General features: G+C 68.3%; 15 protein-coding genes. 6 read left to right on the forward strand and 9 right to left on the reverse strand.

Translation table 11 applies throughout. From position 1 onward, the window contains the following. Positions 1–140: 140 nt before the first annotated feature. Positions 141–1466, forward strand: coding sequence for a zinc-binding metallopeptidase family protein (locus WIX39_RS06850; RefSeq protein ID WP_409194723.1), 1326 nt, complete (start codon positions 141–143; stop codon positions 1464–1466). On the opposite strand, the gene WIX39_RS06855 is transcribed toward WIX39_RS06850, so the two are convergent. From WIX39_RS06855 to WIX39_RS06875, 5 genes are all read right to left on the reverse strand, one after another. Next, a complete protein-coding gene (locus tag WIX39_RS06855) occupies positions 1457–1687 on the reverse strand; it encodes a cysteine-rich CWC family protein (protein WP_409194724.1) in 231 nt (76 codons plus the stop codon). The two genes, WIX39_RS06850 and WIX39_RS06855, sit on opposite strands and share 10 nt — an antisense overlap. Then, positions 1687–2943, reverse strand: coding sequence for a 6-phosphofructokinase (locus tag WIX39_RS06860; protein WP_409194725.1), 1257 nt, complete (start codon positions 2941–2943; stop codon positions 1687–1689). The genes WIX39_RS06855 and WIX39_RS06860 overlap by 1 nt, the downstream gene beginning before the upstream one ends. Before the next feature lie 57 nt (positions 2944–3000). Then, positions 3001–3804, reverse strand: a complete 804-nt coding sequence (locus tag WIX39_RS06865; RefSeq protein WP_409194726.1) for an enoyl-CoA hydratase-related protein — start codon at positions 3802–3804, stop codon at positions 3001–3003. A gap of 5 nt (positions 3805–3809) precedes the next feature. Next, positions 3810–4988, reverse strand: coding sequence for an acetyl-CoA C-acetyltransferase (locus tag WIX39_RS06870; RefSeq protein WP_106937588.1), 1179 nt, complete (start codon positions 4986–4988; stop codon positions 3810–3812). Between the two features lie 135 nt (positions 4989–5123). After that, entirely contained in the window at positions 5124–5456 is a 333-nt protein-coding gene (locus WIX39_RS06875) for a DUF2917 domain-containing protein (RefSeq protein ID WP_409194727.1), read from the reverse strand. 82 nt (positions 5457–5538) lie between these two features. On the opposite strand from WIX39_RS06875, the gene WIX39_RS06880 reads away from it, so the two are divergent. Beyond that, positions 5539–6465 carry a LysR substrate-binding domain-containing protein gene (locus tag WIX39_RS06880; RefSeq protein ID WP_285411501.1) on the forward strand — a complete coding sequence of 309 codons (927 nt, stop codon included), beginning with the start codon at positions 5539–5541 and terminating at the stop codon, positions 6463–6465. Positions 6466–6472: 7 nt separating this feature from the next. On the opposite strand, the gene WIX39_RS06885 is transcribed toward WIX39_RS06880, so the two are convergent. After that, complete coding sequence (locus tag WIX39_RS06885; RefSeq protein WP_106935962.1) at positions 6473–7051, reverse strand: fasciclin domain-containing protein; 579 nt, start codon at positions 7049–7051, stop codon at positions 6473–6475. Here WIX39_RS06885 and WIX39_RS06890 point away from each other — a divergent pair. Beyond that, positions 7038–7295: a hypothetical protein gene (locus tag WIX39_RS06890; protein WP_409194728.1), complete on the forward strand. Its 258-nt coding sequence runs from the start codon at positions 7038–7040 to the stop codon at positions 7293–7295. The genes WIX39_RS06885 and WIX39_RS06890 overlap by 14 nt on opposite strands. 168 nt (positions 7296–7463) lie before the next feature. After that, on the forward strand, positions 7464–7679 hold the full coding sequence (locus WIX39_RS06895; protein WP_106935961.1) for a hypothetical protein: 216 nt from the start codon (positions 7464–7466) through the stop codon (positions 7677–7679). Here WIX39_RS06895 and WIX39_RS06900 read toward each other — a convergent pair. Continuing rightward, positions 7658–8968, reverse strand: coding sequence for an MFS transporter (locus WIX39_RS06900; protein WP_409194729.1), 1311 nt, complete (start codon positions 8966–8968; stop codon positions 7658–7660). The genes WIX39_RS06895 and WIX39_RS06900 overlap by 22 nt on opposite strands. A gap of 162 nt (positions 8969–9130) precedes the next feature. Here WIX39_RS06900 and WIX39_RS06905 point away from each other — a divergent pair, with 162 nt between their 5' ends. Continuing rightward, positions 9131–10333: a PDDEXK nuclease domain-containing protein gene (locus WIX39_RS06905; RefSeq protein ID WP_106935959.1), complete on the forward strand. Its 1203-nt coding sequence runs from the start codon at positions 9131–9133 to the stop codon at positions 10331–10333. 48 nt (positions 10334–10381) lie between these two features. Here WIX39_RS06905 and WIX39_RS06910 read toward each other — a convergent pair whose 3' ends face one another. After that, the gene (locus WIX39_RS06910) at positions 10382–12556 is read right to left on the reverse strand and encodes a malate synthase G (protein ID WP_409194730.1); all 2175 of its coding nucleotides are present in this window, start codon (positions 12554–12556) and stop codon (positions 10382–10384) included. Between the two features lie 204 nt (positions 12557–12760). On the opposite strand from WIX39_RS06910, the gene hisC reads away from it, so the two are divergent. After that, a complete protein-coding gene (gene hisC / locus WIX39_RS06915) occupies positions 12761–13738 on the forward strand; it encodes a histidinol-phosphate transaminase (protein ID WP_409194731.1) in 978 nt (325 codons plus the stop codon). 24 nt (positions 13739–13762) lie between these two features. Here hisC and WIX39_RS06920 read toward each other — a convergent pair whose 3' ends face one another. After that, positions 13763–14503 carry an IclR family transcriptional regulator gene (locus WIX39_RS06920; protein WP_081270067.1) on the reverse strand — a complete coding sequence of 247 codons (741 nt, stop codon included), beginning with the start codon at positions 14501–14503 and terminating at the stop codon, positions 13763–13765. Positions 14504–14543: the final 40 nt, after the last annotated feature.

Consider the following 14543-nt stretch of genomic DNA (forward strand, 5'->3'; position numbering starts at 1 on the left):
GGCGGAATGTCTCGGGGTCCGTCGTCCTACAAGCATATCGGTGTTTGCGCGATGAGGGCCGTGCCCGCGGGTCGCACAATGGTTCGGCTGTCCCCTCCGCGTCTTCCAGAAGACGTCTTCCAGAAGATCAAGACAACCACATGGATTCCCTGACCGAAGCCCAAGATCCGCAAGGCGGCGCCCCGGCCGCCGCCGAACCCGAGGGCGCGTCCACGCTCGCCACTGAGCTCGCCGCGCCCACCGTGAGCCGGGCCTACCGCTGCCAGTGCGGGCGCCCCGTGTTCCTGCGCAACAGCGAATGCCTGGCCTGCCACACGCCGCTGGGCTACGTGGTCGACCGGCTCGGCGTCGTGCCGCTCGCGCTGGCGCAAGGCGAAGGCGCGCAGCCCGACACCTTCACCGTGTTCGGCGACCCGCACGGCCCCACCTACCACCGCTGCGCCAACCTCATGACGCCCGCCGCCTGCAGCTGGATGGTGCCGGCCGCGCGCGAAGGCGAGCAGCCGCCCGCCGACCCGCACGGCCTGGCACCGGGTTACTGCCTGGCGTGCAGCGTCACCCGCACCATTCCCGACCTGTCGATGGAGAGCAACGGCGAGCTCTGGCGCAAGCTGGAAACCGCCAAGCGCCGGCTCATTTCGCAGCTGCTCGCGCTCGGCCTGCCCGTGGTGAGCCGCCACGCCGATCCGGTGCACGGCATGACCTTCGACTTCCTGAGCAACGTGCCGGGCGGCCCGCACGTCATGACCGGCCACGACAACGGCGTGATCACCCTCAACGCCGAAGAGGCGGAGGACGCCGTGCGCGAGCGCATCCGCGCCGAGATGCGCGAGCCCTACCGCACGCTGCTCGGCCATTTCCGCCACGAGATCGGCCACTACTACTGGGACCTGCTGGTGCAGCCCACGCCGTGGATCGACGACTTCCGCGCGCTCTTCGGCGACGAGCGCGCCGACTACGCGGCCGCGCTCCAGACCCACTACGAGCAGGGCCCGCCGCCCGACTGGACCGACCGCTACGTCAGCAGCTACGCCAGCACGCATCCGTGGGAAGACTGGGCCGAGACCTGGGCGCACTACCTGCACATGGCCGACACGGCGGACACCGCGATGAGCTTCGGCGTCGACGCGGCCAACGTCGAGCTCACGAACGACCTGTTCACCCTCGACGACCTGTGGCAGCCGGACCACCCCGATGCCGGCCAGTTCCTCGACTTCATCAACGGCTGGGTGCTGCTCACCAACGTGCTCAACGAGCTGTCGCGCAGCATGGGCCAGCCCGACTACTACCCCTTCGTGCTGCCGCGCACGGCCGTGGGCAAGCTGCAGTTCATCCACCAGGTGATCACGCAGCAGCGGCAGGGCGATACGCCGTCGATGGTGATGTCGGGCGAGGTGGCCGCGCCGGAGGCTGTGCAGCCCCAGACGCAATCACAGACTCAGTCCCAGGACGCCGCTCAGTCCTGACGCTGCGGCGCGGCGCCCGTCGCGCAGCGCATGCAGATGCACGCCAGCCCGCGCATTTCATCCGGCAGGTTGGTCAGCGGCGCATTGCTGAAGTCGACCTGCATGCACCAGCAGGGCGGCTGCGTCCGGCCGGTCTCGCGTTCGATCTCCATTGCGCAGCGGTTCGGCCCGCCGCACAGCGGGCAGCGTGTGGCGTCGATGACCGCCGTGCCGGTTGCCATCATGCGATCTCGAAGGCCGGCAGCTTCTTCGGCACGGCCAGGTTGCGCAGCGTGGTGTACACCGGCAGGCCGCCGCTGTAGGCGGGGTAGTCCTCGCCCTCGATCAGCGGCAGCAGGTAGCGGCGGCACTTCTCGGTGATGCCGTAGCCGTCGTCCGAGATGAAATCGCGCGGCATCGGCTTCTCGACATTCGCCACCGCCTCCAGCGGTGCGCTGCCGATGCGGTAGGTGTACGGCACGTCGGACATGCGCTCGATGGTCGGCATCACCGCGTTGCGGCCTTCCAGCGCAAGCTCCACCGCGCGCTGGCCCAGCTCGTAGGCCTGCTTCACGTCGGTGGCCGAGGCGATGTGGCGCGCCGCGCGCTGAAGGTAGTCGGCCACGGCCCAGTGGAACTTGTGGCCCAGCGCGTCCTTGACCATCTGCGCCACCACCGGCGCCGCGCCGCCCAGCTGCGCATGGCCGAAGGCATCGCGCGTGCCCTGTTCGGCGAGGAAGGTGCCGTCGGGGTGGTGGCAGCCCTCGGACACCACCACCGAGCAATAGCCGTGCTGCTTCACCAGTTCGTCGACACGCGCCAGGAAGCGCACCTTGTCGAACTCGATCTCCGGGAACAGCACCACCACCGGAATGCCCTGGTCCGCGGCGAGCCCGCCGGCCGCGGCGATCCATCCCGCATGCCGCCCCATCACCTCGAGCACGAACACCTTGGTCGATGTCGCCGCCATCGAGCGCACGTCGAACGAGGCCTCGATGGTCGACACCGCCACGTATTTCGCGACCGAGCCGAAGCCCGGGCAGCAGTCGGTCAGCGGCAGGTCGTTGTCGATGGTCTTGGGCACGTGGATGGCCTGCAGCGCATAGCCCATCGACTGCGACAGCTGGCTCACCTTGAAGCAGGTGTCGGCCGAATCGCCGCCGCCGTTGTAGAAGAAGTAGCCGATGCCGTGCGCCTTGAACACCTCGATCAGCCGCTCGTACTCGCGCCGGTTCTTCTCCAGCGACTTGAGCTTGTAGCGGCACGAGCCGAAGGCGCCGGAAGGCGTGGTGCGCAGCGCCGCGATGGCCTCGGCCGGTTCGGCGCCGGTGTCGATCAGTTCCTCGGTCAGCGCGCCGATGATGCCGTTGCGCCCGGCGTAGAGCTTGCCGATGCGCTCCGGGTGCCGGCGCGCCGTCTCGATCACCCCGCAGGCCGAGGCGTTGATGACCGAGGTGACGCCGCCTGATTGGGCGTAGAAGGCATTGGGGATGGGCATGCGCGGCATTGTCACGCAGCCCCCGGGCCGGCGCCAGAGGGCGCCGGTGTCGGAATGTCAGCGGCTCTCGAAGACCGGCGGGCGCTTCTGCAGGAAGGCGCTCACGCCTTCGCGAAAACTTGGCCGGTCGATCAGCTCGCGCTGGCGTTCGCTTTCGTAGTGCAGCTGTTCCCCCAGCGAGTGGCGCTCCGAGGCGTCGAAGGCCTCGCGCGCCTCGACCACCGCATGGGCCGGCAGCCGGGCGAGGCGCTGCGCGACGCCGGTGGCTTCTTCCATCAGCTGCGCGTCGTCCACGCAGGACCAGATCAGGCCCCACTGCACCGCGCGCTCCGCGTCCACGCGCTCGTCGAGCAGCGCCATGCCCATGGCGCGCGCCCGTCCGGCGCGGCGCGGAATGGCCCAGGTGCAGCCGAGGTCGGGCACGATGCCGAGCTTGGGCAGGAAGGGCAGGTAGAAGTAGGCGCTGCGCGCCGCGATGGTCACGTCGGCCGCGAGCGCCAGGCCCACGCCCGCGCCGGCCGCCGGGCCGTTCACTGCGGCCACCACCGGCACCGGCAGGGTGCGCAGCGTCTCGATCAGCGGATTGCTGAGTTCCTGCATCCACTCGGCGGTTTGCGTGCCGAGCGACTTGCCGGCTTCGCCGGGCGCCATCGCGCTCAGGTCCGCGCCCACGCAGAAAGCCTTGCCGGCGCCGGTGAGGATCACGGCGCGCACCGCGCGGTCGTCGCGGATGCGCTCCAGCGCGTCGCGCAGCTCGACCTGCAGCTCGCGCGCGATCGGGTTCAGCTTGGCCGGCAGGTTCAGCGTGAGCGTGGCGATGCCGTCGTTCAGCGCGTGGAGGATGAAAGCCTGGTCGCTCATTGCCTTCAAAGCCTTTCCACGATGGTCACGTTGGCCATGCCGCCGCCTTCGCACATGGTCTGCAGGCCGTAGCGCTTGCCGCGCTTCGCCAGCGCGTGGATCAGCGTGGTCATGAGCTTGGTGCCCGAGGCGCCCAGCGGATGCCCCAGCGCGATGGCGCCGCCGTTCACGTTGAGCCGCGCCGGGTCGGCGTCGAGCGCCTGCAGCCATGCGATGGGCACGGGCGCGAAGGCTTCGTTCACTTCGTACAGGTCGATGTCGCCGATCTTCATGCCGGCCTTCTTCAGCGCGCGCTGCGTCGCGGGCAGCGGGGCCTCCAGCATGATGACCGGGTCGTGCCCCATCACGCTCATGTGGTGGATGCGCGCCAGCGGCTTCACGCCCAGCGCCTTCAGGCCGCGCTCGTTCACCACCAGCACGCCGCTCGCGCCGTCGCAGATCTGGCTTGCGGTGGCGGCGGTGCAGCGCCCGCCCTCGGCGATCAGCTTCACGCCCGCGATGCCTTCGAGCGTCGCGTCGAAGCGAATGCCTTCGTCCACCGTGTGCGCCTCGCCGCCGCGGGTGCCGTCGGCCAGCAGCACGTCGACGGGCACGATCTCGTCGTCGAACGCGCCCACGCGGGTCGCGGCGATCGCGCGGTGGTGGCTCTCCAGCGCGTAGCGGTCGAGCGCGCTTTTCTCGATGCCGTAGTTCCTGGCGATCATTTCCGCGCCGGTGAACTGGCTGAATTCAACCCCGGGGTAGCGCGCCTTCATCGCGGGGCTCATGTAGGTGCCCAGCCCCGCCTTCGCGGGCAGCGCGTTGGGCGTGAACATCGGCACGCGCGTCATGCTCTCGACGCCGCCCGCGATCACCGCGTCCATGCTGCCCGACATCACGGCCTGTGCCGCGAAGTGCAGCGCCTGCTGCGACGAGCCGCATTGCCGGTCGACCGATGTGCCCGGCACCGATTCAGGCAGCTTCGACGCCAACACCGCGTTGCGCGCGATGTTGGTGGCCTGCTCGCCCACCTGGCTCACGCAGCCGAGGATCACGTCCTCCACCGCCGCCGGGTCGATGCCGCTGCGCGCCACCAGCGCGTTTATCACCTGCGCCGCCAGGTCCGCCGGGTGCCAGCCCGCGAGCTTGCCGCCGCGCCGTCCGCCGGCCGTGCGCGCCGCGGCGACGATGTATGCCTCTGCCATGTTCATGTCCTTCGTTCAGGAAGCCTGTGGAATGCCGGACGCCCCAAAGCAAAAAAGCCGCCCGTCAGACAGCGGCGGCAATCGGGATGCATCGGGGCTCATGGGCATCGATGGTTCGACGCCCATGGTGCCCGGTCAAGCCGGGGACAACCCGTGGGGCAGGAGTCGCCAAGGCGACCGCGCGCGGGTGCGCTTGGCGAGGGGGATCGCGGCCGGCTGCGCATCCGACACGGTGATGCACGACGGCTCCAGCGCCGACACCAGCACGCGCCGGTGCTCGGGGCTCTCGAAGCGCTCGCCCGGCGCGAGCACGATGTCGCGCGTGTCGCGGTCCAGCGTGACCCAGACCGAGCCGCTGCGGCATTCGATGCCCACGCCGGCGCCGTCGGGCACGGCAAAGACGGAACGCGTCGGCAGGCTGACGTGAAAGCGCGGTGTGGCGCCGGGTTTGTTGGAAGAGGTGCTCATGGCAAGCTCCATTGCATTCGTGATACGAATGAATATAGTGAGCCGGCCCCGCACTTACACGCGGTCATTCGGAACTCGTTGCATGCACCCAGAGAATGCGAAAGCCCCGGCCGGCGAGCTGCCGCCGCTCGAGCTGCTGCGCACCTTCGAGGCCGCGGCGCGGCGCCTGAGCTTCACGCTCGCGGCCGGCGAACTGCACCTGACGCAGTCGGCGGTGAGCCGGCAGATCCAGCAGCTGGAGGCCAGCCTGGGCGTGCTGCTGTTCGAGCGGCGCCACCGCGCGCTGTCGCTCACCGAGGCCGGCGGCGTCATGCAGCGCGCCGTCACCGACAGCCTGGAGCGCCTGCGCGACGCCACCGCGCGCGTGCGCGCCAACTCCGCGCCGCGCCAGGTGGCGATCACCACCACGCCGGGTTTCGCGTCGCTCTGGCTCATTCCCAAGCTGGCGCGCTTCACCGGCACCCATCCGCAGGTGGACGTGCGCGTGTCGGCCACGCTCGATGTGCTCGACCTGGAAAGCAGCCGCATCGACATCGCCGTGCGCTTCGCGCCGATCAGCCGTGGCGTGGGGCCGGCGCTGTTCGAGGAATCGGTGGTGCCGCTGTGCGCGCCCAGGCTCGCCGATGCGCTGCATGCGCCGTCGGACCTGTCGGGCCTCACGCTGCTCACGGTCGACTACGCCGACCCCAGCGAAACGGCGACGACCGACTGGGAACCCTGGCTGCGCGTGATGGGCCTGGCCGACCTGCGCATGAAGAGCACGCTGCGCTTCACCCACTACGCCGACGCGGTGGCGGCGGCGGTGGCGGGGCAGGGCGTGGTGATCGGCCGGATGCCGCTGCTGCGCGAACTCGTGAGAGACGGCCGCCTCGTGGCGCCGCTGGGCGAAGGCGCCGTGTCGCGCCGCGCCTACTTCGTCGAGATGTCGAAGCGCGCCGCGGGCAACCGCGACGCGCAGGACTTCGCCCAATGGCTGCGCGACGAGGCGGACGCCGCGCAGCGGACCTGAAGGAGGATCAACCCGGCAGCAGCACCTTGTTGATCACGTGGATCACACCGTTCGACTGGTACACGTTGGCGATGGTGACCATCGCGGTGCCGCCCTTGGCATCGGTCACCCAGATGTTGCCGCCGTTCATCGTCGCGGTCAGCGTGCCGCCGCTGGCGGTCTTCAGCACGGCTTTGCCGCCGCCCGCGTTGATCGCGCTCATCAGCGCGGGGCCGTCCATGCGGCCGGGCACCACGTGGTACGTCAGCACCTTGGTCAGCGTGGGCTTGTTCTCGGGCTTGAGCAGCGTGTCGACGGTGCCTGCCGGCAGCGCGGCGAAGGCCTGGTTGGTGGGCGCGAACACGGTGAACGGGCCGGGGCTCTTCAGCGTGTCGACCAGGCCTGCGGCCTTGACAGCGGCGACCAGGGTCGTGTGATCCTTCGAGTTGACGGCGTTGTCGACGATGTCCTTCGTCGGGTACATCGCGGCGCCGCCGACCATCGGGTTCGACGACATGCCGCTGCTGCCACTGCCGCTCATGCCCATGCCGCCAGCGCAAGCGCCGAGCAGGACCGAAACGCCGACTGCAATCATGAGTTTTTTCATTGAAGGCTCCTGGAAAGAATGGTTCTTGAAGGTGTCTGTGGAAACCGCCAACAGCTCGGAGGCGCGATGCGCTTGGATCGGATACGGGGCCGCTTCGCTTTTGGATTCGCACCCGGTTGCAGATTTGTGCCGCGTCGGCTTTGCGCCACAGCCGCGCATGCCGGCCTTGCGGTTCGTGCAGGCGCTCGCCAGAATCCGCCCTTCGTTTTTCGGCAACAGTTTCTTTTCTCACCGCGCCCGGTGACGACCGACCTCCCGGGCGACAACACCAATCAATGAAGCTTTTCCTGAACACCTGACACGCACACCGACCGCCCCGGCCGGACGTGCATCCATGCACCCGCCGAGGCCCATCGACAAAGGCCCCGCGCAGCCATTCGCCGGGGCTTTCTGTTTTTCGGAGTGTGCGCACATGAGTGCTCAACGAAAGGCCCGTGACGACGACAAGCGTCTGGGCCGGTTCTACTTTTCGGTGCCGGCGACGGCACCTCGCAATCCCGTGGTGGCCGCGATGGCGCGCGGCGAATCCAACCAGAAGGCCGGGCGCCACCTGCGCACGCATCGCGCGGAACGGCGCGCGCAGAAGGTGGCCCTGCGGAAGGCCGACTATCGCTTCACGGAGGACTGACCGCCATGCGAGCGCGGCAGCACGAGGAACGCGAGCGTTCCCAGAGCCAGCATGCCGGCCACCGTGAGGAACACCGCGCGGAACGGCTCCGCGCCGTGCGCCACCGCCCACGATGCGGCCACGCCGGTGGTCCACTGCATCAGCGACACGCCGAGGAACATCGCCATGTTCAGCAGCGCCATCGCGCGGCCGGTCATCTCCGCCGGGTAGGCGTTCTTGGTATACGCGTACTGCAGCACGCTGTAGCCCGAGAGCAGGCCGTAGATGACCGGCAGGCCGATGTCGACGACCGCCGAATGCGTCAGCGCCATCGCACCGAACATCAGCGCGCCGGCGACGGCGCAGCTCATCATCCAGCGGCCGCGCCGCGCGCCGCCCGGGTCCATGCGGCCGAACAGCGCGGGGCTGATCATGCCGGCCACCGTCATCACCAGCGCCACGTTGCCGCTGGCCACCAGCGACAGGCCGTGCCGTTCATGCAGCACCGGCCCGAGCCACAAGCCGCGCAGCGTGATGAATGCCGCGTAAGACACGCAGGCAAAGCACAGCAGCCCCAGCGTGTGCGGCATGGCGAACAGCGGCAGCAGTTCGCGCACCGCCTTGCGCAACGACTGGCGTTCAGCCGGCACTTGCTGCCCGCCGCCATGCACTACCGCCGCGCGCGCGGGCTCGCGCACGCGCCAGAAGATGACCAGCCACGAGAGCACCGCGAACCCGGCCAGCGCCGCGTAGCCGGCACGCCAGGATGCGGCTTCGATCAGCAATGCCAGCGGCGTGCCGGTGAACAGAATGCCCATGCCGGCCATGCTCATCACCAGCCCCGACATGGCGGTGAAGCGCGCCGCATCGAAGTGCCGCGCGATGAACACCGTGCACGCCAGGAACGCGGGCGCGCAGCCCACGCCGATCAGCGCCTGCCCCAGCAGCAGCGCATGGAAGCTCGGCGCCATCGCGCACAGCACCGCGCCCGCAATGGCCAGCGGAAAGGCGCTCAGCACCGTGCGGCGCACGCCGAACATGTCGATCGACACGCCCATGCCGAGCTGCATCACGCCGAACGTGAAATGGAAGGTGCCGGCCCACATGCCGAGCTGCTGCGGCGTCAGCCCGAAGTTCTGGGAGAGCGGCGTGGCCATCATCGCGCCCACGGTGCGGAAGGCCTGGCTCAGGGCGAAGGCCGTGGCAAGCGCGACCAGCATCGCTGTCGTGGAGGCGGACCAGTGTGAGAAGCGTGCGATGCGGGAGAGGCGTGAGCGCTCCGCGGGCTTGGGTGCCGCGTTCGGATTCATGAGGAGAGAAGGGCCGGAAGGATGAGGCGGCCTGAATGCTAATGGATCGCCATGCAGGCGTGGTCACCGCCGCGACGCGGCTTTCCACGCGGCGCATGATGGAAGGCGCCATAGCGTCGACCATGCCCCCATAATTTCTCACCACTCCTCCAGAGCAGCGCATTGCCCACCCCACCTACCACCCACGCCCGTGCGGCCAAGCCTCCGGGAGCAAAAGCCGTTTCGATTTTCAGCCGCGTTCGCGAGATCCTGGAGGCTGCGCGTGTCGGCGTGACGCGTACGGTCAATACGACGCAGGTTGCGGCCAACTGGTTGATCGGCCGCGAGATCGTCGAAGAAGAGCAGCGTGGGCAGCGCAGGGCAGGCTACGGCGTCAAGCTTCTTGCCGATCTGTCGGCACGGTTGAATGCCGAGTTCGGCCGAGGCTATTCCGTGGACAACCTCGAGGCGTTTCGGCAGTTCTATTTGAATTACCCCATGCTGATTTCCGAGACGGTGTATCGGAAATCGGCCGAGCCCATGGTGCTGCCTCCGGAGGCAAGTTCCGAGGCGACGTCTCGGAAATCCAAGGGCGACAAGGGATGGCAGCCCGGAGCTTTGCATTCGTCTCTGTCATGGAGCCACTATCGGCAGCTCCTGGGTGTGTCGAGGCCGCAGGCGCGTGCCTTCTACGAAATTGAGGCAATCCGCAACGCTTGGTCAGTGCGTGAACTGCAGCGGCAGACATCCAGCCTGCTCTACGACCGCCTGGCGAAGAGCAAGGACAAGAAGGGATTGATGCGGCTGGCGACGCACGGCCAGGAGGTGACACAGCCGCTGGACGCATTCAAGGATCCCATGGTGATCGAGTTTCTCGGACTGCCGGAGTCACCGAAGCTGGTGGAGTCCAGGCTGGAACAGGCACTCATCGACAACCTGCAGACCTTTCTGCTCGAACTGGGCAAGGGCTTCGCGTTCGTGTCGCGGCAGGAGCGAATCACGATCGATGGCGATCACTTCTACGTCGACCTGGTTTTCTATCACGCCGTGCTCAAGTGCTACGTGCTGATCGACCTCAAGGTTGGCAAGTTGACCCATGGCGACCTCGGCCAGATCCAGTTCTATGTGAACTACTATGACCGCGAACGTCGCACCGAAGGCGACAACCCCACGCTGGGTGTGATCCTGTGTCCTGACAAGAACGATGCCGTGGTGAAGTACACGCTCGGCGAGCAACAGGAGCGCAACATCTTCGCAAGCCGCTATCAGCTTCATTTGCCGACGGAGCAGGAACTCGAACGCGAATTGCGCCGTGAACTCAGGCAACTTTCCATGGGGTCGCCCGACGATGCGAAGCCCAAGAGAAAGGCAAAGCCGGGCGCATGAAAAACGGCACCTGAGGTGCCGTTCGCGTCAGTCGGGGCCGAGCAGGTTTCAGGCCTCGCCCTTGACCTTCAGTCGCCATGCATGCAGCAGCGGCTCGGTGTAGCCGCTGGGCTGCTCGATGCCCTTGAACACCAGGTCCTGCGCGGCCTTGTACGCGGCGGAGGTCGCGAAGTTGCCGGCCATCGGCTGGTAGAGCGGGTCGCCCGCGTTCTGCTCGTCGACCACCTTGGCCATGCGCTGGAAGGTCTCGTCGACCTGCGCCTTGGTGACCACGCCGTGCAGCAGCCAGTTGGCGATGTGCTGGCTGGAGATGCGCAGCGTGGCGCGGTCTTCCATCAGGCCGACGTTGTGGATGTCGGGCACCTTCGAGCAGCCCACGCCCTGGTCGATCCAGCGCACCACGTAGCCGAGGATGCCCTGCACGTTGTTGTCGATTTCCTGCTGGCGCTCTTCGGCGGTCCACTTGGCTTCGGCCGCGATCGGCACCTGCAGCAGCGCGTCGAGGATGTTGTCGCGCTCTGCGTCGGCGTCGATCTTTTCCAGCTCCTGCTGCACCGCGGTCACGCTGACCTGGTGGTAGTGCAGCGCGTGCAGCGTGGCGGCGGTGGGCGAGGGCACCCAGGCGGTGTTGGCGCCGGCCTTGGGGTGCGCGATCTTCTGCTCGAGCATCGCGGCCATCAGGTCGGGCATGGCCCACATGCCCTTGCCGATCTGCGCCTTGCCGCGCAGGCCGCACGACAGGCCGACCAGCACGTTGTTCTTTTCGTAGGCGCCGATCCACGCGCTGGACTTCATGTCGCCCTTGCGGATCATCGGGCCGCCCTGCATGGCGGTGTGCATCTCGTCGCCGGTGCGGTCGAGGAAGCCGGTGTTGATGAAGGCCACGCGCGCGGCGGCCTCGGCGATGCAGGCCTTCAGGTTGACGCTGGTGCGGCGCTCTTCGTCCATGATGCCGAGCTTCACGGTGTTGGCGGGCAGGCCGAGCAGTTGCTCGACGCGGCCGAACAGCTCGCTGGCAAAGGCCACTTCGGCGGGCCCGTGCATCTTCGGCTTCACGATGTAGATGCTGCCGGTGCGCGAGTTGCCCTTGCGCTTCAGGTCGATGGTGGCGATGGCGGTGGTGACCACGGCGTCGAGGATGCCTTCCGGAATCTCCTTGCCGTCCGCATACAGCACGGCCGGGTTGGTCATCAGGTGGCCGACGTTGCGCAGGAACATGAGCGAGCGGCCGTGCAGCTTCACGGGCTTGCCGTCGGCGCCGGTGTATTCGCGGTCGGGGTTCAGGCCGCGCGTGAAGGTCTTGCCGCCCTTGGCGACTTCTTCGGTCAGCGTGCCTTCGACGATGCCCAGCCAGTTCGAATACGCGACCACCTTGTCGGCCGCGTCGACCACGGCCACCGAGTCTTCGAGGTCGAGGATGGTCGAGAGCGCGGCTTCGAGCACCAGGTCGCTCACGCCGGCCGCGTCGCTCTTGCCGATGGGCGTGGAGCGGTCGATGCGGATGTCGAGGTGGATGCCGTTGTGCTTGAGCAGCACCGACGACGGCGAGGCGGCGTCGCCCTGGTAGCCGATGAACTGCGATGCGTCGGCCAGGCCGGTGCTGCTGCTCTGCAGCGCGACGACCAGCTTGCCGTCCTTCACGCTGTAGCCGGTGGCCTGCTTGTGCGAGCCGTTGGCCAGGGGCGCGGCCTGGTCGAGCACGTTGCGCGCGAACTCGATGACCTTGGCGCCGCGCACCGGGTTGTAGCCGGAGCCCTTCTCGGCGCCGCCGGTTTCGGGAATGGCATCGGTGCCGTAGAGCGCGTCGTACAGCGAGCCCCAGCGCGCGTTGGCGGCGTTCAGTGCGTAGCGCGCATTGAGGATGGGCACCACCAGCTGCGGGCCTGCCTGCAGCGCGAGTTCGGAGTCGACGTTGGCCGTGGTGGCCTTCGCGTCCTTGGGCTGCGGCAGCAGGTAGCCGATCTTCTCGAGAAACGCGCGGTAGGCCGGCATGTCGGCGATGGGGCCGGGGTTCTTCTTGTGCCAGGCGTCGAGCTCGCTCTGCAGGCGGTCGCGTTCGGCGAGCAGTGCGATGTTCTTCGGCGCGAGGTCGCTGACGATGGCGTCGAAGCCTTTCCAGAAGACGTCGCTGGCCACGCCGCTGGCGGGCAGGACCTTGTCCTCGATGAAGCGGTGGAGCTCGGTCGCGACCTGGAGTCCGTGGGCGGTGGTGCGGGCGGTCATGGGGTTCTCCTTGAGAAAGATGCAGTCTTGGGATGAACTTTATTCGATACTTTGCTGGCCAGTAAGAGCCGCAAGCGGGATTTATCCGTGACAAAAATAGAGGTAATCGAACGAGCGAGCTGCGGCGCGCAAAGGGTAGGCACTGACAAGAATGCCGTGACCGACGGATATATTTAACTTCTTAAATAAATCCCGACCTGTTCCATGATTCTGCTGTCCTCCAACGAAAACCCCCTCGGCATGCCCGAATCGGCCCGTCGCGCCGCCGCCGCCGCGCTCGAGGGCGCGGGCAACTACCCCGACAGCAACGGCACGGCCCTGAAGAACGCGCTGGCCGCCCGGCTCGACGTGCCGGCCGACTGGCTCACGCTGGGCAGCGGGTCGAGCGAGATCCTCGAGCTGGCGGCCCAGGTGAGCCTGAAGCCGGGCGAGGGCGTCGTCTATTCGCAGTACGGCTTCGTCGTCTATGCCGCGGCCACGGCGCATGCCCACGCGCACGCAACCGTCGTGCCGGCGCGCGAGTTCGGCCACGACCTCGACGCCATGCGCGCCGCCATCGGCGACGACACCAGACTGGTGTTCGTGGCCAACCCCAACAACCCGACCGGCACCTTCATCGACGCCGCGCCGCTGCTGGCCTTCTTGCAGTCGGTGCCCGCGCATGTGACGGTGCTGCTGGACGAGGCCTACACCGAATACCTCTCGCCCGCGCAGCGCTACGACAGCATCGAGTGGGTGCGCCGCCTGCCGAACCTGATCGTGGCGCGCACTTTCTCCAAGGCCTTCGGCCTGGCCGGGCTGCGCATCGGCTACGGCGTGTCGCAGCCGGCGCTCACGGCGCGCATGAACGCACACCGCCCGCGCTTCAACGTGACGACGCCCGCACAGGCCGCCGCGGTGGCCGCGCTCGGCGACACGGACTTCCTGGCGCGCACCTACGCGCTCAACACCGCGGGGCGCGACCAGCTCGCGGCCGGCTTCAAGGAGCTTGGCCTGCCCTGCGTTCCTTCTTCCGGCAACTTCCTGATGGTGCAGGTCGGCGATGCGCAGGCGGTGCATGCGCGCCTGCTGGCCGCCGGCATCGAGGTGTCGCTGCTCGGCCCCTACGGCCTGCCGCAATGGCTGCGCATCAGCGTGGGGCTGCCCGAGCAGAACCGCGCGGTGCTCGCCGCGCTGCGCTGACTGACGGACTGGCGCCGGGCGGCGTCAGACCTGCCCGCTCAGCTCCTTCGCCGCGGCGCGCACCGGCTCGATGTAGCGCTCGTCGTACCGGTGCGTGGGCATCGTCAGCGTCACGGCCGCCGCGAGGCTGCCGTCCGCATGGAACACCGGCGCCGAGATTCCCGCCAGCTCGGCGGTGCGGTCGCCCACCAGCGCGCAGTAGCCCCGCGCGCGAATGTCCTCGTAGAGCTTGCGTTCTCCGGCGCCGAGCGGCAGGTCGCGCTCCGGGCCGAAGGCGATGAGCACGCGCGCGCCCGCGCCCCGGTCGTTGGGCAGCAGGTCGCCGGCGCGCACATGGTCGCGCACCACGTGCGATGAATCGATCCGGAACTGGCACAGCCGCACCCAGCTGCCGCCCTGCGCCTGCCGCACGTGATACGCCGCGCTTTCGCCGGTGGTCGCCGCGAGCGCGCGCAGCACCGGCAGCACGATGCGGTCGACCGAAAGCGACGCCGCATACAGCCCATGCAGCCGCGCGATTTCCATGCCCAGCGCATAGCGGCCGTCGTCCTGGCGGCGGATCAGCCGCGCGTGTTCGAGCGAAGCCAGCAGCCGCAGCACGGTGCTCTTGTAGAGCTGCGTGCGTTCGGCGAACTGCGCGAGCGACAGCGCCTCGTCGCCCGGGCGGAACGCCGAGAGCAGGCTCAGCGCGCGGTCGACCGCGGCGGCGCCGCCGGGGGCGGCATTCAGGTCGGAGGCGGATTGAGTCTGGGCTTTGCGTGGCATGGGCGGCAATGGATCGGCTTGACAGCCAGGGCGGATCGGC

Origin of the sequence: Variovorax sp. AB1(2024) (assembly GCF_037482385.2) — a bacterium.
Classification (GTDB): Bacteria; Pseudomonadota; Gammaproteobacteria; order Burkholderiales; family Burkholderiaceae_C; genus Variovorax.